The sequence below is a fragment of the Streptomyces sp. NPDC052107 genome (genome assembly GCF_040680215.1).
GTDB lineage: Bacteria > Actinomycetota > Actinomycetes > Streptomycetales > Streptomycetaceae > Streptomyces.
Genome location: NZ_JBFAWG010000019.1, coordinates 16,993 through 33,814 on the forward strand (window position 1 = coordinate 16,993; position 16,822 = coordinate 33,814).

The 16,822-nt window shown below is 72.8% G+C and carries 22 protein-coding genes; 11 read left to right on the forward strand and 11 right to left on the reverse strand.

Features of this window, described 5'->3' with window-relative positions:
- Window positions 1-11: 11 nt before the first annotated feature.
- Window positions 12-401, forward strand: a complete 390-nt coding sequence (locus AB0M27_RS21900) for a rhodanese-like domain-containing protein (protein ID WP_365723528.1) — start codon at window positions 12-14, stop codon at window positions 399-401.
- On the forward strand, window positions 398-1,147 hold the full coding sequence (locus AB0M27_RS21905) for a sulfite exporter TauE/SafE family protein (RefSeq protein ID WP_365723529.1): 750 nt from the start codon (window positions 398-400) through the stop codon (window positions 1,145-1,147). Before AB0M27_RS21900 ends, AB0M27_RS21905 begins: the two co-directional genes overlap by 4 nt.
- 36 nt (window positions 1,148-1,183) lie before the next feature.
- On the opposite strand, the gene AB0M27_RS21910 is transcribed toward AB0M27_RS21905, so the two are convergent.
- Window positions 1,184-1,471 (reverse strand): metal-sensitive transcriptional regulator, encoded by a 288-nt coding sequence (locus tag AB0M27_RS21910; protein ID WP_323376122.1) that lies wholly within the window; start codon window positions 1,469-1,471, stop codon window positions 1,184-1,186.
- An 80-nt stretch (window positions 1,472-1,551) separates the two neighbouring features.
- Between AB0M27_RS21910 and AB0M27_RS21915 the strand changes: the two genes are divergently transcribed.
- A complete protein-coding gene (locus tag AB0M27_RS21915) occupies window positions 1,552-2,133 on the forward strand; it encodes a rhodanese-like domain-containing protein (protein WP_365723530.1) in 582 nt (193 codons plus the stop codon).
- A gap of 37 nt (window positions 2,134-2,170) precedes the next feature.
- Here AB0M27_RS21915 and AB0M27_RS21920 read toward each other — a convergent pair whose 3' ends face one another.
- Window positions 2,171-2,464 carry a hypothetical protein gene (locus tag AB0M27_RS21920; protein WP_365723531.1) on the reverse strand — a complete coding sequence of 98 codons (294 nt, stop codon included), beginning with the start codon at window positions 2,462-2,464 and terminating at the stop codon, window positions 2,171-2,173.
- 300 nt (window positions 2,465-2,764) lie between these two features.
- Between AB0M27_RS21920 and AB0M27_RS21925 the strand changes: the two genes are divergently transcribed.
- Window positions 2,765-3,631, forward strand: a complete 867-nt coding sequence (locus tag AB0M27_RS21925) for a universal stress protein (protein WP_365723532.1) — start codon at window positions 2,765-2,767, stop codon at window positions 3,629-3,631.
- A gap of 91 nt (window positions 3,632-3,722) precedes the next feature.
- Here AB0M27_RS21925 and AB0M27_RS21930 read toward each other — a convergent pair whose 3' ends face one another.
- The gene (locus tag AB0M27_RS21930; RefSeq protein WP_365723533.1) at window positions 3,723-3,911 is read right to left on the reverse strand and encodes a hypothetical protein; all 189 of its coding nucleotides are present in this window, start codon (window positions 3,909-3,911) and stop codon (window positions 3,723-3,725) included.
- Between the two features lie 192 nt (window positions 3,912-4,103).
- On the opposite strand from AB0M27_RS21930, the gene AB0M27_RS21935 reads away from it, so the two are divergent.
- Window positions 4,104-4,547, forward strand: a complete 444-nt coding sequence (locus AB0M27_RS21935) for a universal stress protein (RefSeq protein WP_365723534.1) — start codon at window positions 4,104-4,106, stop codon at window positions 4,545-4,547.
- Window positions 4,548-4,690: 143 nt separating this feature from the next.
- Here AB0M27_RS21935 and AB0M27_RS21940 read toward each other — a convergent pair whose 3' ends face one another.
- From AB0M27_RS21940 to AB0M27_RS21955, 4 genes are all read right to left on the reverse strand, one after another.
- A complete protein-coding gene (locus AB0M27_RS21940) occupies window positions 4,691-5,134 on the reverse strand; it encodes a CBS domain-containing protein (RefSeq protein WP_365723535.1) in 444 nt (147 codons plus the stop codon).
- Between the two features lie 74 nt (window positions 5,135-5,208).
- The gene (locus AB0M27_RS21945; RefSeq protein WP_365723536.1) at window positions 5,209-6,093 is read right to left on the reverse strand and encodes a universal stress protein; all 885 of its coding nucleotides are present in this window, start codon (window positions 6,091-6,093) and stop codon (window positions 5,209-5,211) included.
- A complete protein-coding gene (locus AB0M27_RS21950) occupies window positions 6,077-6,337 on the reverse strand; it encodes a DUF1918 domain-containing protein (protein WP_365723537.1) in 261 nt (86 codons plus the stop codon). Before AB0M27_RS21950 ends, AB0M27_RS21945 begins: the two co-directional genes overlap by 17 nt.
- A gap of 160 nt (window positions 6,338-6,497) precedes the next feature.
- Window positions 6,498-7,853 carry a nicotinate phosphoribosyltransferase gene (locus AB0M27_RS21955; protein ID WP_365723538.1) on the reverse strand — a complete coding sequence of 452 codons (1,356 nt, stop codon included), beginning with the start codon at window positions 7,851-7,853 and terminating at the stop codon, window positions 6,498-6,500.
- A 162-nt stretch (window positions 7,854-8,015) separates the two neighbouring features.
- Here AB0M27_RS21955 and AB0M27_RS21960 point away from each other — a divergent pair, with 162 nt between their 5' ends.
- Complete coding sequence (locus AB0M27_RS21960; protein WP_365723539.1) at window positions 8,016-8,420, forward strand: Hsp20/alpha crystallin family protein; 405 nt, start codon at window positions 8,016-8,018, stop codon at window positions 8,418-8,420.
- A gap of 109 nt (window positions 8,421-8,529) precedes the next feature.
- Here AB0M27_RS21960 and AB0M27_RS21965 read toward each other — a convergent pair whose 3' ends face one another.
- On the reverse strand, window positions 8,530-9,231 hold the full coding sequence (locus AB0M27_RS21965) for a response regulator transcription factor (protein WP_365723540.1): 702 nt from the start codon (window positions 9,229-9,231) through the stop codon (window positions 8,530-8,532).
- An 81-nt stretch (window positions 9,232-9,312) separates the two neighbouring features.
- Window positions 9,313-9,987 (reverse strand): CBS domain-containing protein, encoded by a 675-nt coding sequence (locus tag AB0M27_RS21970; protein ID WP_365723541.1) that lies wholly within the window; start codon window positions 9,985-9,987, stop codon window positions 9,313-9,315.
- 241 nt (window positions 9,988-10,228) lie between these two features.
- Here AB0M27_RS21970 and AB0M27_RS21975 point away from each other — a divergent pair, with 241 nt between their 5' ends.
- Window positions 10,229-11,134, forward strand: a complete 906-nt coding sequence (locus tag AB0M27_RS21975) for a universal stress protein (protein WP_365723542.1) — start codon at window positions 10,229-10,231, stop codon at window positions 11,132-11,134.
- A 23-nt stretch (window positions 11,135-11,157) separates the two neighbouring features.
- Window positions 11,158-12,057 carry a universal stress protein gene (locus AB0M27_RS21980; protein ID WP_365723543.1) on the forward strand — a complete coding sequence of 300 codons (900 nt, stop codon included), beginning with the start codon at window positions 11,158-11,160 and terminating at the stop codon, window positions 12,055-12,057.
- A 109-nt stretch (window positions 12,058-12,166) separates the two neighbouring features.
- Here AB0M27_RS21980 and AB0M27_RS21985 read toward each other — a convergent pair whose 3' ends face one another.
- A complete protein-coding gene (locus tag AB0M27_RS21985; protein ID WP_365723544.1) occupies window positions 12,167-12,610 on the reverse strand; it encodes a hypothetical protein in 444 nt (147 codons plus the stop codon).
- 133 nt (window positions 12,611-12,743) lie between these two features.
- Entirely contained in the window at window positions 12,744-13,133 is a 390-nt protein-coding gene (locus tag AB0M27_RS21990) for an STAS domain-containing protein (RefSeq protein ID WP_365723545.1), read from the reverse strand.
- A 254-nt stretch (window positions 13,134-13,387) separates the two neighbouring features.
- Between AB0M27_RS21990 and AB0M27_RS21995 the strand changes: the two genes are divergently transcribed.
- From AB0M27_RS21995 to AB0M27_RS22005, 3 genes are all read left to right on the forward strand, one after another.
- Entirely contained in the window at window positions 13,388-14,458 is a 1,071-nt protein-coding gene (locus AB0M27_RS21995; RefSeq protein WP_365723546.1) for a zinc-dependent alcohol dehydrogenase family protein, read from the forward strand.
- A 21-nt stretch (window positions 14,459-14,479) separates the two neighbouring features.
- Window positions 14,480-14,626: a hypothetical protein gene (locus AB0M27_RS22000; RefSeq protein WP_365723547.1), complete on the forward strand. Its 147-nt coding sequence runs from the start codon at window positions 14,480-14,482 to the stop codon at window positions 14,624-14,626.
- Window positions 14,627-15,041: 415 nt separating this feature from the next.
- Window positions 15,042-16,763: a GAF domain-containing sensor histidine kinase gene (locus AB0M27_RS22005; protein WP_365723548.1), complete on the forward strand. Its 1,722-nt coding sequence runs from the start codon at window positions 15,042-15,044 to the stop codon at window positions 16,761-16,763.
- The last annotated feature ends 59 nt before the right edge of the window (window positions 16,764-16,822 follow it).

Sequence of the window (16,822 nt, forward strand, 5' to 3'; positions counted from 1 at the left end):
GCGAGAACACGATGAGCCTCTTCGGACGCGGCCGGGGCGGCCCGGCGCGGGTGACCGTGCGGGAAGCCGCCGCCCGCACAGAGCATGCGCAGGCGGCAGGAACCGGCGGGGCCTCCCTGTTGCTCGACGTGCGCGAAGCCGACGAGTGGCAGGCCGGCCGCGCCCCCGGCGCCGTACACGTGCCCCTCACGGCGCTGGCCGCAGGCGCGGGGCTCCCCGCCGAGGCGCTGGAGCGGCCGCTCGTCGTGGTCTGCCGTTCGGGCCGCCGCTCTCTGCGGGCCGTCGAACTGCTGCGGGCCAGGGGCGTCGAGGCCGTCGACGTCATCGGCGGCATGCGGGAGTGGGCCGCGGCGGGACTGCCGGTCGTGGACGCGCGGGGCGGGAACGGGACCGTCGTGTGAGCGCTGTGATACTCGCGCTGATCGCCGGGGCCGTCATCGGCCTGGCGCTCGGCGCCCTGGGCGGCGGCGGCAGTGTGCTGGCCGTGCCCGCCCTGATCTATCTGCTCGGTTTCACCCCGGTCGCGGCCACCACGGCCAGTCTGGTCATCGTCACCGTCACCTCCGCCACCGCCCTGTCGGCGCACGCCCGCGACGGGCACGTCCGCTGGCGTACGGGGCTGCTGTTCGCGGCGGCCGGGATCGGCCCGGCCGTGCTGGGCGGCGCGCTCGCCGGACGCCTGCCGGCGGCCGTGCTGACCATGGCCTTCGCCGTGGTCGCGGCCGTCGCCGCGGTGCGCATGCTCAGGCCGCGCTCCGACTCGGACGGCACGGTCCACGTGCGGCCCGGCCGGGCGGCGGCCTCCGGTGCCGGACTGGGCGCGGTCACCGGCGTGCTCGGCGTGGGAGGCGGCTTCCTCGCCGTGCCCGCCCTGGTCGGCGTCCTCGGCATGCGGATGCGAGCGGCCGTGGGCACCAGCCTGCTCGTCATCACCGTCAACTCTCTTGCGGCGCTGGCGATGCGCGCCGGTACGGCCGACGCCCTGGACTGGTCCGTCATCGGGCCGTTCGCCGGGGCGGCGATCCTGGGCGCCTGGGACGGCAAGCGTCTGTCGGCGAAGCTGGCCGGGCACACCCTGCAGCGGGTCTTCGCCCTCGTCCTGCTGACGGTGGCGGGGTTCATGCTGGTCGATGCGGTGGTGGGATGACCACGCGACCGCGATCGCCCACGCCGGCGAGATCGCCTACGCCAGCGAAAGGAACAGCTTCTCCAGCCGCGCGCGCATCGCCTCGGTGTCCTCACCGTTCTTGCGGCCCGATTCGATGTCGGCCACGCACTGCTGCAGGCCGGTGGCGATGATCGCGAAGCCGGCCCGGTCGAGGGCCCGCGAGGCGGCGGCCAGCTGCGTGATGACGTCCTCGCAGTCCCGCCCCTCCTCGATCATCCGGATCACGCCGGAGATCTGGCCCTGCGCACGCCGCAGCCGGTTCAGCACGGCCCTCAGGGACGCGCCCTCAAGCTCCAGTTCCACGATCACTCCTCGAAAATACCCCTAGGGGTACTGTACGTCCCGGTTCGGGACGGCGGCGACCGTCAAGGATCACCTCTGCCATGACCACCACCCCCCTCACTCTCGACACCTACCAGGCCCGCGCCCGGCTGGACGAACTCACCGTCATCGACGTGCGCACGCCCGGCGAGTACGCCTCCGGCCACCTGCCCGGTGCCCTCAACATCCCCCTGGACCAGATCCGGCGCGCGCTGCCCGAGATACGGCGCGCCACGGGACGCGGCGACGTCCTCGTGGTCTGCGCCTCGGGAGCCCGCTCGGAGAGCGCGTGCAGGCTGCTGGCCGAGGAGGGCATCCCGACGGCCACCCTCACCGGCGGCACCAGCGCCTGGGCCGGCGCCGGACTCGACCTGCACCGGCCGGCCGCGTGCGACACCCGGGCCGGCTGGAGCATGGAGCGCCAGGTGCGCTTCACCGCGGGCACGGTCGTACTGCTGGGCCTGCTCCTCGGTCTGCTGGTGCATCCGGCCTTCCAGATCCTCTCGGCCGGCATCGCGGGCGGCCTCGTCTTCTCCGCGCTCACCGACACCTGCGGCATGGCCGTCGTGCTCGGCAAGCTGCCCCACAACCGCCCCCGCCCGGCGGACCTCGCAGCGACGCTCGCCGCGCTGCGCCGCGACTGACCGCCGACGCCCTGACGGACGAAGGCCGACTCCCTCGTCAGGAACCGCTGTTCTGCGGCCGGGCATCGGCGGGCTGCTCGGCCGCACCGACCCGCTGAAGGAGCAGGCGGGCCAGACCGCGTGCCTCGTCCGGGGTGAGCGCCGCCCAGGCTCCCGGTATGCCGCCCTGGTCCGCCCCCACATCCAGGGCTATCCGGCTGACGGGCCGGTCCGGGTGTCCGAGGAGCAGGGACCGCACCTCGATCCTGCGTCCGCACCTCGTCACCAGAAGGGTCTCCTCGGTACCGCTCTCCTCGGTCCTGGAGAGCCGGTCCTCTGCTGCCGTCCTCATCGGTGTCACACTCCTCCGCCGCTCGCTTCCGTCCCCAGCGGTCGCCACCGCTGCGGCCGTTCATACCGGGTGGGGTATGAGGAACAGCGCTTCGTGGGCGGAAGTTGTTCCCGCTCGGTCCTTGGTCGTTCAGCCCGCGCCGCCCGTACATCCGACCGTCACTGACGCAGCATCGGCCCGAAAGGCCTCAGTCAGAGCCGAAGGGCCCTCGTGAACCGCCCGGGGCGGATGCAACCGTGAAATCGGCCCCGTGTGCTGCCGCACGACCTGACGGTAGGCCCATGAAAGGCGGTGGGGACGATGTCACTCCCTCTGGTTGTGGGCGTCGACGGATCGGACTCGTGTCTGCTCGCGGTCGACTGGGCCGTGGACGAGGCCGTACGGCACGGCGTTCCCCTGCGGCTGGTCTACGGCTCCCTCTGGGAGCGTTACGAGGGCGCGCTGCCGGGGACCGGGAGCGGTCGTCCCTCCGAGCAGGTGCTCGCCGAGCACATCGTGGCCTGCGCGGCCGAACGCGCCGAGCGGCACAACCCCGAGGTGAAGGTCACCACCGACATCCTCCCGGAGGACGCCGCGACCGCCCTCGTGCGCGAGGGCGACGCCGCGTTCGCCGTCGTGACAGGCTCACGCGGGCGAGGCCGGCTCAAGGGACTGCTTCTCGGCTCGGTCGGTCTGGCCGTCGTGGCCCGGGCGCACTGCCCCGTGATCGTGGTCCGAGGTGACCGGGCGGGTCTGACCGGTACGCACGGACGGGTCCTGCTCGGCCTCGGGGACGCCGACACCGGCTCCGAGGCCCTTCGGTTCGCCTTCCGCGAGGCCGACGTCCGGGGCTGCACCCTGGACGTCGTACGTGCCTGGCGCCGCCCGGCCCACGAGGTGAGCGGTGATCGGACGGGAGCGGACCAGCCGGCCGATGCGGCGGCCTCGGCGCTGATGGATGCGTCGCTCCGTGACCTGATCGCCGAGTATCCGCAGGTCCGGACCCACCGTTCGGCGCTTGAAGGGCCGGCGAGCAAGGTCCTGGTGAACCGGTCGGCGGCCGCGGATCTCGTCGTCATCGGTGCGCGCCGCAGGACGGGCCCCTTCGGCCTCCAGCTCGGCCGGGTGGGCCACACGCTGCTGCATCACGCTCAGTGCCCGGTCGTGGTCGTGCCCCAGCAGTCGTAGCACCGGTCCAGCCGGGGAGGTCGAGCCGCCTCACCCTGCCTCAGTGGCCGTTCGCGGTGCCCCGGCTTCGGCCGGGGCAAGGACGGGGCTCTCAGCCGAACAGACTGCGCACCCTGATCGTCTCGACGTGCCGCCACGAGCCGCCGGGCAGCAGCAGCCAGTCACCCTTCGTCGACGCGGCCCGGCGTACGACGGCGGTCCGCGACGCCCTGCGCGTCGGCAGCCGGGACCCACAGCCCTGTGCCTCGGCCTGCGGCCGGGCGAGCGCCACCTTGCTCATGGCTCCTCCCGCGAAATAAAGCGCGCTAAGTCACCCGCGTTCGCCTGCATGAGCACCCTCAAACATCATCGTCCTTTTCTCAGAGGATCGCCCTCGGACGCGTTGCCCTGGCGAGATCGCGGCACCGCGTGCAGCGTGGAAACGAACGTGGCCGTTCGACGGGGTGGGAGAGCCGTAGGAGAGGTGGGACACATGGACAGGGATGCCTCCGAGCCCCGGGTGGTCGTCGGTGTCGACGGATCGCCGTCCTCGTACGACGCCCTCCGCTGGGCCGTCCGGTACGCGGGCCTCATCGGCGCCACCGTGGACGCGGTCGCGGTGTGGGAGCTGCCAGGACTCTACGGCTGGTCGGCGCCCGCCGTGGACAAGGACTTCGACGAGGACGAGACCCGGCAGCGAGTGCGGAAAGAGCTGACCGACGTGCTCGGCGCGGACGCGGCCGACTCGGTCCGCACCCATGTGGTGCACGGCAACCCCGCTGACGTGCTGCTGCGGGCCGCCGAGGGAGCCGAGGTCCTGGTCGTCGGCGGCCGGGGCAAGGGCGGGTTCGCCGCCGCCCTGCTCGGCTCGGTCAGCCATCATGTGTCACAGCACGCGAGCTGCCCGGTCGTGATCGTGCGTCCTCACAAGCAGTGACCTGCGCCGGCAGGCAGTGCCCAGGTGCCCGGGGCCTGCGTCGAGTCCCGGCCCGGCTGCTGGATGGCCGCGTGGATCTGCTGCTCCTTCGCCTCCTGCAGCACGAGCGGGAGTTCTTCGCCCGCACCCGCTGCCCGGCCCGTTCAGGGCGCATGCGAGGGCGGTCCCGGTGGTTCCCGCAGCACGCTCCAGGCGATCGGGCCCAGCAGGTCGGCCAGCCGCCGGAAGACGTCCAGCAGGAGGTCGTCGATCGTCACCACGCCCACCGGGCGGCGTCCGTCCAGCACCGGCAGGCGGCGCACGCCGATACGACGGAAGGTGCGATAGGCCGTCTGGACGTCGTCCGCGGCGTCCACCGTGACCACCTCCGCCGACATCACCGCTTCGACCGCCGTGGTCGAGGGCAGTCCGGCGCCCAGCCCGCGCACCGCTATGTCGCGGTCGGTGACGATGCCGCGCAGCGTCCCGTCCTCGACGACGAGGACGGAGCCCACGCCGGACTCGGACATCCTCCGGGTCACCTGGGTCAGGGAGACGTGCGGTGGGACGGCCACCGCGGGGGCGGTCATCACCTCGGACACCTTCACGCGGCTTCTCCCTCCGGGGTGGCGCGGCGTCGCGGCCCGGGCGCGTGGCGCGCACGGCTCGGGCAGGCGGATGCTCAGGCCCGCGTCGGCGGCACGACGAGGACGGGGCAGCGGGCGTAGTGCAGCACTCCCTGGCTGACCGAGCCCAGCAGCATCCCGGTGAAGCCCCCGTGCCCTCGCGTGCCCACCACCAGGCCCAGTGCGTGGGCGGAGGCGTCGGTGAGGGCCTGCACCGGATGCCCGACGGCCAGCTCGTGCCGCAGATCCACGTCGGGATAGCGGGCATGGCGGCCGGCCACGGTCTCCGAGAGCAGCCGCCGGCACTCCTGCTGGGCTCCGAACTCGTCGAAGACCCTCAGCAGTCCGGGCTGCCAGACATACAGTGCCCGCACCTCGGCACCGCGCAGAGAAGCCTCCTGGAACGCCAGGTCCACGGCGGCGGCCGAGTGCTCGCTGCCGTCGACGCCGACGACATAGAACGCGGGCTCCTGGGAGACGTACTCGGCCGCTTCCGGGACGATGACCACCGGGCAGTGCGACCGGGCCATCAGGGGCAGGGCCACCGAAGCGGAGCCGAACGCCTCCTGGGCCCGGCTGAGGTGCTGCGAGCCCAGCACGACGGCCGTGGCGGTGCGGCTCTCCTCGCCCAGCACCCACGCGGGGTCGCCTTCGGCGAGTACGGCGTCCACCTCGACCTCGGGATGCCGCAGCGCAATGAAGTCAACGGCCTCGGCGAGGACTTGCTTTCCCCTCCGGTGGAGCCCCTCGTTCCACGCCTCCCAGGACGGCGGAACCTCCGGCCCCCGTTCCCCCCTGGTCGGCACGCCCTCGGCGCGGACCGGTCGCAGCGGCACCCGCCGGCGCGCCGCCTCGTCGGCCGCCCAGGCCAGCGCCGTCCGCCGGGCGGGATCGGTCTCCACACCGACCACGATCGGCCGGCGTTCACTCGGCGCGGACATGATCGCCTCCAGCTGGGAAGTACAGCGTTCCTCGTCCGTCGTCGGACCAGCGCACGTCGTGGGGCGGGCTGCCGTCGGGACGGTGAACGCCGACGGCCTCGTCGACACGGGTCACGTGGCCGGCCGTGGCGCCGCGTACGACGATCTCGTCGCCGACGCGGGCCTGCATGAGTAGGCCGCTCGCACCGGGGCGTGTCGTCGGCGCGACCCGGTCGCTTCGCTGTGGCGGTGCGGGCGTGGTCATGGTCTTCGCCTCCTTGCCGCGGTGGCGCGGTCCGTGCCACCGCAGGCCCGTTCCGCGGTCTTGCCGCGGCGATCCCGTCCCATGCAAGTCGCGCACCGTGCGAGGTGCCAGGGGCCGTTGGTCCCTGTCTCGGGCAGATCGGCCTCATCGGCTGCCGGGGTCAGCCGGCGGCCCGGGCCGCCGGATCCGGCGAGCGGATCCGGGACTCGATGTCCGCGCGCACCTTCATGGTCAGCTCCTCCAGCGCCCGCGAGTGGGTCGCCCGGACCGGTTCGGGGTCGTCGATCCGGCGGGCGGACTCCGGCAGACCGGCGATGTCCTCGCGGAGGCGCTCGCGCGCGTCCTGCCAGCGGTCCGGCGCTCCCGTCCGCCGCCCGCCGCGCATCACCGTGTGCAGCAGCGGCCGCGCCGAGTCCGGCGGCTCCTCCCCTGCCAGGGCGATCACGTCCGGGTGCCCGGCGCGCCGGTGGACCTGCTTGCGGCCGGGGGCCGTGACCTTCGCCGAGGACAGCTTCATCATGGGCCGGCCGTCGTACTCCACGAGTTTGTACGCCGCGTCGAGGTAGGAGGCGTCCGCGGACACCCCGACGCGCGTGCCCACGGCGTACACGTCGATCGGGGCGCCGGCGCGCACCAGCCGGGCCACACCGTACTCGTCGAGTCCGCCGCTGGCCACGATCCGCACGTCGGTCAGCCCGGCGGCGTCCAGGACGGCCCGCGACCGGCGCGCGAGGGCGTCGAGGTCGCCGCTGTCCAGCCGGATCGCACAGCCCGGTCCGCGTCGCAGGTCGTTCAGGACCCGGGCGGCGATGCGGACGCCGGCCTCGGTGTCGTACGTGTCGACGAGGAAGGTGACGGGCCCGGGATGGCAGCGCGCGAAGGCCCGGAAGGCCTCCTCCTCGTCGGGGAACGTCTCGATGTAGGAGTGCGCCATGGTGCCCGAGGCCGGGATGCCCAGGGCCGTCGCCGCGGCGACGTTGCTCGTGCCGGCGAACCCCACCAGCGCGCCCATGCGGGCCGCCTGCAGGCCGGCCCACGGGCCGTGCGTGCGGCGCAGGGAGAAGTCCACCACCGGGCGCCCGGCCGCGGCCAGCACACAGCGTGCCGCCTTCGACGCCACCACCGTCTGATGACACACCAGGTTCAGCAGGTACGTCTCGACGAGCTGGGCCTGCGGCAGCGGTGCGGTCACCTCCAGCAACGGCTCACCGGCGAACACCGTGTGCCCCTCGGGAACGGCGCGCACCTCGCCCTCGAAGGCCAGGCCGAGAAGCGGTTCGAGGTCCCGCACCGGGCGGTGCAGGGCCGCCGCGAACTCCTCGGCGTCCTCCCGTTCGACGCGGAAACCGGCCAGGAAGTCCAGGGCCGGCTCCAGGCCGGCGGCGACCAGGAAGCCCCGGCCGGGCGGAAGATCACGGACGAACAGGCTGAAGGTGGCCGGTTCCCGCATGTCCTCCCGCAGATAGGACAGAGCCATGGTCACTTCGTAGAGGTCGGTGGTCGTGACGTCGGACATGGTGATCGCCGCCGAGTGTGGTCGTTCCCTCGTCACCAGTGTGATCTCGCCCGGAACGGGCAAATAGGACTTTGAGGACCCATGACAAGGGCTGTTCGGCCTCAACACGGGAACGCCGGGCGGGCTGCACTGGAATCAGGCGAAGACCGAGGAGGTACGGCCATGGGCACACTCACCCGCATGCAGAGGATCCCCTTCCCGGACATGCCGGACTGGTTCGAGACCATTCCGAGCAGGTTCGCGATGTCCACCGTCCGCATCGAGGACTACACGGAGAACGACCGTTACGTCATGCGTGCCGAGCTTCCGGGCATGTCTGCCGAGGACATCGACGTCGTCATCGGCGACGGGGTGCTCACGGTGAAGGCGGAGCGCGCCGAACGGGACGTGGACAAGAACCACAGCGAGATCCGGTACGGCGCGATGAGCCGCAGCGTGACGCTGCCGCCGGGCGCCGACGAGGACGACGTCACGGCCGAGTACACCGACGGCATGCTGACCGTGAGCGTGGGCCTGGGCTTCGAGAAGGCGGAGGCCAGGCACGTCGAGATCAGGCACGGCAGCTGACCCGTCCGCTCACGCACCGGCGGGCTCCGTGCGGGCACGCCGGTGCATGGCGCTGAGCGGGAATCTCACCTGCCGGGAATCTCAACTGCGTGGGTGCCGAACGGGAATCTCAGCGGTCCGGGCTTTCCCCGGAGTTGTGCGGCTCCAGGTGGGATGCGAGGACCGCCGCCTGGACCCGGCGCTGGACTCCCAGCTTCGCCAGCATCCGCGAGATGTGGTTCTTGACAGTCTTCTCCGACAGGTACAGCCGCTTGCCGATCTCTCGGTTGGTGAGACCGTCGCCGATCAGGGCGAGGATGTCCCGTTCGCGCGGCGACAGGCTCGCCAACTCGGCCGGCACCGACGGGGTCTGCGCCGGGTCGGTACGCAGGGAGCGCATCAGCCGGGCCGTGGTCGCCGGGTCGAGCATGGACTGTCCCGAGGCGACGGTACGCACGGCGGAGACGAGGTCGGAGCCCTTGATCTGCTTCAGCACATAGCCGGATGCGCCGGCCATGATGGCGTCCAGCAGGGCGTCCTCGTCGTCGAACGAGGTCAGCATCAGACACGCCAGCTCCGGCATCCGGCTGCGCAGCTCCCGGCACACCGAGATGCCGTCCCCGTCCGGAAGCCGCACGTCGAGCACGGCGACGTGCGGGTACAGCGCGGGCCCGCGGGTGAGCGCGTGCTCGGCGGTGTCCGCGTCACCGACCACGGAGATGTCCGGTTCGGCGTCGAGCAGGTCGGCCAGGCCGCGGCGTACGACCTCGTGGTCGTCCAGCAGGAACACCCGGATGGGATTCTGCTCCGTGAAGGTGTGTGTCTCGGTCATGACGACCTCTCGTTCCCCGGGGGAAGGACCGACTGCGGGCTGCCCACGAGGCCGATCATCCATCCAGCGGCGCCGTACGGACTAGGGCCGAGCGGCCCCAGTCACCCCGTGGTCGCCGTGTGCGAGGTCGAACTGCACGTCCACCACGCCTTCCACGGCCCGCACCAGGCGCGCGGCCACCGGGACCAGGGCGCTGTCGCGGATCCGGCCCGTCAGCGTGACGACCGCGTCGTGCACCTCCACCTGGATCGCCGAGGCCGGCGGCGGGAAGAGGTACGACACGATCTCGCGCCGGACCTCCTCGGCGATGTCGTCGTCGTCGCGCATGAAGACCTTGAGCAGGTCGGCGCGGCTGACGATGCCCGCCAGCAGACCGGCCGCGTCCACCACGGGCAGCCTCTTGACCCCCTCGCGCGCCATGGTGCGCGCGGCTTCGGCGAGGGTGGCGTTCGCCCGGACCGTGACGGCGGGCGACGACATGAGGTGGTCCGCGGTCAGGGCGCCCGCCTTCGCCATGTCGACCGGCTGGCGCAACTGGAGGTAGCCGGTCTGCGGGTCGTCCCGCAGTTCCTCCGTGGGCAGCAGGTCGGCCTCGGAGACCACGCCGACCACCCGGCCCTCGCCCTCGATCACGGGCAGGGCGCTGACCTGCCAGTCCTGCATCAGCTGCACGATCTCCTTGAAGGGGGCGTGGCGTCCCACGGCGGCGACCGTGTGGGTCATGACATCGCTGACGATGTGCGGGGTGCCGTACATGGTGACCTCCGTGTGGCCGTGGCGGCCGGTCCGTTTCCCAGCATGTGCCGGTGCCGGACACCCGGCCAGGGGCCACCGGTCCCCGAGGTGGGCCGTTCGGCTCCCGGCCCGCCCGGAACCATGCGGTGCTGCCGACCTCTGCGGGCAAGTCGGTCCTGCAGAGGGACCTGCGGCCTCTCACCCCGCGAGCGCGGTGGCGCCATGCTGGACAGTGGATGCGTCGTGCCGGGAGGTGGAGACGATGACTCGAACGGTCACGGTTGGTCTCGACGGGTCGCCCGAGAGCCGGGCCGCGGCCGAATGGGCGGCGCGCGAAGCAGTGTTGCGCGAGCTGCCGCTGAAGATCGTCCATGTCTGGGAGCCGGTGCCGGAGCCCGTGGCCCAGGCCCCGCTGCTCGGTGGCGAGACCCGGCAGCACTGGACCGAGGAGGTCTCCCGTGAGGCCGCCGAAGGGCTGCGGCTGCGCCATCCCGGTGCCGAGGTGATCACCGACCGGCTCACCGGGAGTCCGGTCGACGCCCTGACCGAGGCGGCGGACTCCGCCGAGCTGATGGTGCTGGGCTCGCGCGGCTTCGGCGGGATCGGGGGCTTCATGGTCGGTTCGGTCAGCCTGGCCGTCCTCGCCCACGCCGAACGTCCTGTGGTGCTGGTCCGGGCCGGAGAGCAGGCCGCCGACGAGCACAAGGCGGATCCGGCGGGCGTACCGTCCGCCGCGACCCCCTTCCGGCCCGTCGTCCTCGGCCTCGACATCGGCGCCCCCGACGAGACGCTGCTCGGGTTCGCCTTCGACGCAGCCGCCTGCCGAGGCGCGTCCCTCCGGGTCGTGCACGGCTGGAGCGAGTCACCCACCTCCTTCCACCGCTTCCACGGTGACGCCGAGCTCCACGACGATCTCGCCCGCGGGCAGGCCAAGGCCCTGACCGAGCTGCTGCGCTCCTGGCGGCAGAAGTTCCCGGACGTGGAAGTGATCGAGGCGAGCCGGTGCGGCAGCGCCGCGCAGGTTCTCGTCGACGCCTCCCGCGAGGCCTCCCTGGTCGTCGTGGGCCGGCGCGTCCGCACCAGCCCGCTCGGCGCCCACATCGGCCACGTCACGCATGCCGTACTGCACCACGTCGTGGCCCCGGTCGCCGTGGTTCCGCACGACTGATTCCCCGAGGAGCGGTGAGCACGATGGACCTTCCGATCGTCGTCGGCATCGACGGTTCCGAGCCGAGCCTGCGGGCTGTCGGCTGGGCGGCCGACGAGGCCGCCCTGCGCGGGGCCCCGCTCCGGCTGGTGTACGCCTCCCTCTGGGACCGCTACGAAGGCGCCCTGCTCGCGCAGGAACTCGACAAGCCGCTGGAGGAGGTGATGGCCCGGGATGTCGTCGCTACGGCGGAGGAGCGCGCCCGGCGCCGCCGGCCGGAGTTGAAGATCACCACCGATGTGCTGCCCGAGGACCCGGAGTACGGACTCGTACGGGAAAGCGGCACCGCCCTCGCCGTGGTGCTGGGGTGTCGTGGCCGCAGCGGTATGGCCGAGGCGCTGCTGGGTTCTGTCAGCCTCTCGGTCGCCGCGCACGCGCACTGCCCGGCGATCGTGCTGCGCGACGGCGACGACAACCAAGTCCGCACCGGGATCCGGGGGCGGATCGCGCTGGGTGTGGGCCGGAACCCGACCGGCTCGACCGGCTCGGCCGCCGTCCGGTTCGCCGTCGAGGAGGCGTCCTTGCGCGGGGCTTCCCTGGCAGCCGTACGGGCGTGGCGGCGCCCGGGGCACGCGACCACTGGTCACCGTTCCCGCGACGTCGTCCAAGGGGACGCCCAGCTCGCAGGCGAGCCGGCACAGCTGCAGGCCGTCGAGGTGCTGGAGGAGGCCCTGCGCGACGCACCGGCTGCGCTGCAGGTGGACCGCCGCACCGTCGAGGGCCACGCCCGCGACGCCCTGATCGCCGCCTCCCGCGAGGCGGATCTGCTCGTCGTCGGCGCCCGGCGCGGGCACGCTCACTTCGGCCTCCAACTCGGCCGCGTCGCCCACGGGGTGCTGCACCACGCGGCCTGCCCGGTGGCCGTCGTGCCGGAACCCGCCTGACCTTCCCGGCCCACACACCGCCGCCGGTCCCGGGCGGCACCGGGGGTCTGCGGAGCCACGTCCACGCACCGCGGGGAGCACGCCGGTCGGGTTGTGACGCCGGTCCGTGTCAGCCCTTCCTGCGGCCCCAGCTGGGCTCCACCAGGTCCCGCTCCCGGTCCCAGCGGGCCATGCGCCGCCGGTCGAGCCAGGCGCGTCCGAGGGCTCCTGCCCCGAACACCGGGGCGGCGAGCAGGGCGGCCGCTGTGCCGAAGAGGCCGGCCTCGGTCGCGCCTCCGGTGGGGTTCGTCGGCTTCGCGGGGGTGAGGCCGTCCTGGTCGTCCTGCCGGACCACCACCCGGGCGCCGGCCCTCAGATCACTGTCGACGAGCGTGGCACCGGTACGGGGAGTGCCGTCCGGTGCGGTCCAGCGCACCGTCGCCCGGACCAGGCCGTCCACCGGCCAGGCGGCCGTGGTGTCATGTGGTGCGTCGGCGAGCAGTACGGCACGGACGGGATGCCGGTGGGCATGCTGCGCCGCGAACACATCCCCGGCAGCGTGTGCGGTCAGCACCCCCGGCGACGGCCCCGCCGACCACGGCCACGATCCAGACGGCGAGGACGAGCCAGGCCTCCACGGTGTCCTCGCGTCGCCAGCGGATTGCTCCGCCGACGCCACGGCCCCGACTTCGCGTTCATCACGCCGCTCAGGCCTGGGACCCCGGCAGCGGCCGAGGGAGTCGTGTGTGCACCTCGAAGACGTCCCCCAGCCCCGTGACCCGCAGCATTCGCCGCAAGCTCGCACTCTCCGTGATCAGCCGCAGCCGGCCCTGCCGGGCCAGCGTCCGGTTGCGGGCGCGGCACAGGACTCCGAGTCCGGCGCAGTCGATGAACGTGACGGGCCGCAGGTCGAGTACCAGGTCGAGCTCGGGGCGGGTGGTGAGCGCGTCGAGCCGCAGCGACAGCGCGGGGGCGGTCAGCACATCCATCACGCCGTGCAGGGACACGACGGTTGCTCCGCCGGTCACGCGATGGGCCACATGCACTTCCTGTGCGGTGTGGCGCTCTGCCACGTAAGCCGGGTCGTTCTCGGACATGACACGAGCGAACCGGGCGTTCCAGGCGGAGCGGTAGGGTCATCCGGCCCTGACTGCGGGTCCGTACGGTGCACTGCCCGGCCACGCGAAGGCCGCGGGCCCCGATGGGCACCGTCCGGCCGCGGGCGAGGGCCGGACGGCCCAAGCGGCACCGCTGCCCCGCTGGCGAAGCTGAAGGCGCGGGCCGGTTCCGGCATCGTGCGCCCGAAACGCGTTCCCGCGGCGGACCGACGACGAGGCGACGAGGAGCTGCCATGAAGGGCTTCGTGTTCCACGGTCCGGGGCAGGCGTCCTGGCAGGACGTCCCGGACCCCGCCATCAAGGAACCCACCGACGCCATCGTGCAGGTCGGCGCCGTGACCATCTGCGGGACGGATCTGCACATCCTCAAGGGCGACGTGCCCGAGGTCCGCTCCGGCACGGTACTCGGGCACGAGGCGGTCGGCGAGATCGTCGAGGTCGGCGGCGACGTGCGCACCGTACGCCCCGGGGACCGGGTGCTGATCTCCTGCATCACCTCGTGCGGCCGGTGCCGGTTCTGCCGGGACGGCTCTTACGGCCAGTGCAGGGGCGGCGGAGGCTGGGTCCTCGGCCACCTGATCGACGGCACCCAGGCCGAGTACGTCCGTGTCCCCTACGCCGACCTGTCCGTACATCCGCTGCCCGCCACCGTGCCCAGCGAGGACGCCGTCCTGCTCGCGGACATCTTCCCGACCTCCTACGAGGTCGGTGTCCTCAACGGGCACGTGCGTCCCGGCGACACCGTCGCCATCGTCGGCGCCGGACCCATCGGACTCGCGGCCGTCGCGACGGCGCACCTGTTCGCCCCGGAACGGATCATCTCGGTCGACCTGGCTCCGGCCCGGCTGGAGGCCGCCCGGCGGCTCGGTGCCGACGCCGTCGCCGACGTCCGCGAGGAACCCGGCCAGCTGGTCGCCGATCTGACCGACGGGCTGGGCGCGGACGTGGTCATGGAGGCGGTGGGTGTCCCGGAGAGCTTCGAGCTGTGCACCCGCATGGTCCGCCCCGGCGGGCACGTGGCCAACATCGGGGTGCACGGCAAGCCCGCGACGCTGCACCTCGAAGACCTCTGGATCAAGAACGTGACCATCACGACCGGCCTGGTGGACACCTACTCCACGCCCACCCTGCTGCGGATGGCCGCCGCCGGCCGGCTGCCGACCCGGCAACTGGTCACCCACACCTTCCCGCTGGACCACATGGAGGAGGCCTACGACGTCTTCTCCCAGGCCGCCGAGACCGCTGCCCTCAAGATCGTGCTCGGCGGCGAGCAGCACGCGGAAGTGGCCGTTCCCGTGGCCTGACGGAGAAGCAGCGTGACGGCCGTGGCCGAACGGACGAACGCGGGCGCGGCGGCCGAGGCGCCGCCGGGCGATCCGGGCCGGCTCGTGCAGCAGAGGCTCACCGAGCAGGCGCACAGCGCTCCTTGGGCGGGCGGAGAGCGTGATGTGTGGGTGGGCCCCGCACAGTGACCGGGCGTCGGATCAGGGTCTGAGAGCGGCCGGGTCCCCTGCGCCGGGTGGCACCAACCACGCATTGGTTCACGCGAGTTCGCCGGTCCGGTGACCAGGCGGGCGCAGCCGGTGATCACCGCGCTCCGGCTCTCTTCTCAGCGAGGGGCACGGCGTCGCGGGGCGTTCCGGAGCGCACGGACAGCAGCAGGGGATCATCCAGCAGGCCCAGGCGGGTCGTCCCGGCAAGGTCGGCGCTCCTGCCGCCCAGCAGGTCGGTCAGGTCGCGGTCGTGGAAGCCCGACGGGACCGAGGCGTGGCCGGCGCGTGCCGGGCAATCGGTTGCCGGATCGGCTCTCCGCCCGGGCCGGGAGGGGATACCGTGTGAGAAACCCATCGGTTCGGCGCCAGGTGCTGATGGGAACTGGAGGACCTGGTGGACGGTACGGAGGAACCCCGCGTACGCCTGCCGCAGCTGAAGCTCGACGAGCTGCTGGAGGAGCTGCAGGCCCGGGTCAACGCGGTGCGGGGCACGCAGAACCGTGTGCACAGTCTGCTGGAGGCCGTTCTCTCCGTCGGCCGGGAGCTGGACGTGGAGCAGGTCCTGCACTCCATCGTGGAGGCGGCCGCGGTGCTCGTGGACGCCGAGTACGCCGCCCTCGGCGTCATCGGACCGGACGGGACCAGGTTGTCCGCCTTCCACACGGTGGGGGTCACCGAGGAGCAGATCGCCGCGATCGGCCCCTTTCCGGAGGGCCACGGCATCCTCGGCGAGCTGATCCGGCACCCGCAGCCGCTGCGGATCCCGAAGATCTCCGACCACCGCGCCTCGTACGGCTTTCCGCCGGGCCACCCGCCGATGAAAAGCTTCCTCGGTGTCCCGATCCGAGTCCGCGACCAGGTCTTCGGCAACCTCTACCTGACCGAGAAGCGCGGCGGCGTGGAGTTCGACGAGGAGGACGAGTCGGTGCTGTCCACGCTGGCCGTGGCCGCCGGCGTGGCGATCGACAACGCGCGCCTGTACGAGGACGCCCGGCTGCGCGAGCGCTGGCAGCGGGCGAACTCGGAGATCAGCCACAGCCTGATGTCCGGCACCGAACGGGCCGAGTCCCTGGGCCTGATCGCCGAGCGGGCCCGGGAGATCTCGGACTCGGCCCTGGCGGCGGTCGCCATGCCCATGGAGGGCACCAAGTCGCTCACCGTGGAGATCGCCGTCGGAGTGGACGCGGAGGCACACCGGGGACTGGTGCTGCCCATGGGCGAAAGCCTCATGGGGCTGGCCTACACCGCAACCGCCCCGGTCACCAGCGGCGACGTCGTCCACGACGCGCGGATCACCCCGGAGCCGCCCCGCTTCGAGGGGCTCGGCCCCGCCGTGGCCGTCCCGATCGGCACGGGTGAGAGCGGGGTGCGTGGCGTGGTCCTGGTGGCCCGTGAAGCCGGCAGGTCGGTCTTCCTCCAGAAGGAGACCGAGTTGCTTCAGGGGTTCGCCGCCCAGGCCGCGATCGCGATGGAGCTGGCCGACCGCAGGCAGGACGCCCAGCAGATCGCACTGCTGGAGGACCGCGACCGCATCGCCCGGGACCTGCACGACCTCGCCATCCAGCGGCTGTTCGCGACCGGGATGACCCTGCAGAGCGCGGGCCGTTTCATCGAGCATCCCGAGGCCTGCGAGCGGGTGCTGCGGGCCGTGGACGACCTCGACGAGACCATCAAGATCATCAGGTCGACGATCTTCGGGCTGCGGGCCCGCACCGGCACGGTCGCCAGCGGCCTGCGGGCGAGGGTCGTCCGCGCGACCGGCGAGGCCACCCCCGTGCTGGGCTTCGCCCCCAGCGTGCGCGTGGAAGGCCTGGTCGACACCGATGTGCCGCCCGAGATCGCCGAGCACGTCGTGGCCGTGCTGACCGAGGCCCTCACCAACATCGCCCGGCACGCCCACGCCGACCGGGCCCAGGTGGTCCTGACGACCGACGGCCGCGAGGTGCGCCTGAGGGTCTCGGACAACGGCGTGGGCATCCCCTCCGGCGGCCGGCGCAGTGGACTGCTCAACATGGCCGAACGGGCGGAGGACCTCGGCGGACGGTTCGAGGTGACCAGCCCCGAGGGAGGCGGTGCCGCACTCGACTGGCACGTCCCGCTGCCCGACGCCGAGTAGGGCGCGTCCGTCCCCGGTCCCTCGCCGCGGTGCGCACAGGGCCGACGGGCCCGGGATCG

Bases quoted from the DNA above. Each gene is read 5' to 3' on its own strand.
- AB0M27_RS21900 (WP_365723528.1), top strand. From the start codon at position 12: ATGAGCCTCTTCGGACGCGGCCGGGGCGGCCCGGCGCGGGTGACCGTG.
- AB0M27_RS21915 (WP_365723530.1), top strand. From the start codon at position 1,552: ATGACCACCACCCCCCTCACTCTCGACACCTACCAGGCCCGCGCCCGG.
- AB0M27_RS21920 (WP_365723531.1), bottom strand. From the start codon at position 2,464: ATGAGGACGGCAGCAGAGGACCGGCTCTCCAGGACCGAGGAGAGCGGT.
- AB0M27_RS21925 (WP_365723532.1), top strand. From the start codon at position 2,765: ATGTCACTCCCTCTGGTTGTGGGCGTCGACGGATCGGACTCGTGTCTG.
- AB0M27_RS21930 (WP_365723533.1), bottom strand. From the start codon at position 3,911: ATGAGCAAGGTGGCGCTCGCCCGGCCGCAGGCCGAGGCACAGGGCTGT.
- AB0M27_RS21935 (WP_365723534.1), top strand. From the start codon at position 4,104: ATGGACAGGGATGCCTCCGAGCCCCGGGTGGTCGTCGGTGTCGACGGA.
- AB0M27_RS21945 (WP_365723536.1), bottom strand. From the start codon at position 6,093: ATGTCCGCGCCGAGTGAACGCCGGCCGATCGTGGTCGGTGTGGAGACC.
- AB0M27_RS21950 (WP_365723537.1), bottom strand. From the start codon at position 6,337: ATGACCACGCCCGCACCGCCACAGCGAAGCGACCGGGTCGCGCCGACG.
- AB0M27_RS21955 (WP_365723538.1), bottom strand. From the start codon at position 7,853: ATGTCCGACGTCACGACCACCGACCTCTACGAAGTGACCATGGCTCTG.
- AB0M27_RS21960 (WP_365723539.1), top strand. From the start codon at position 8,016: ATGGGCACACTCACCCGCATGCAGAGGATCCCCTTCCCGGACATGCCG.
- AB0M27_RS21965 (WP_365723540.1), bottom strand. From the start codon at position 9,231: ATGACCGAGACACACACCTTCACGGAGCAGAATCCCATCCGGGTGTTC.
- AB0M27_RS21970 (WP_365723541.1), bottom strand. From the start codon at position 9,987: ATGTACGGCACCCCGCACATCGTCAGCGATGTCATGACCCACACGGTC.
- AB0M27_RS21975 (WP_365723542.1), top strand. From the start codon at position 10,229: ATGACTCGAACGGTCACGGTTGGTCTCGACGGGTCGCCCGAGAGCCGG.
- AB0M27_RS21980 (WP_365723543.1), top strand. From the start codon at position 11,158: ATGGACCTTCCGATCGTCGTCGGCATCGACGGTTCCGAGCCGAGCCTG.
- AB0M27_RS21990 (WP_365723545.1), bottom strand. From the start codon at position 13,133: ATGTCCGAGAACGACCCGGCTTACGTGGCAGAGCGCCACACCGCACAG.
- AB0M27_RS21995 (WP_365723546.1), top strand. From the start codon at position 13,388: ATGAAGGGCTTCGTGTTCCACGGTCCGGGGCAGGCGTCCTGGCAGGAC.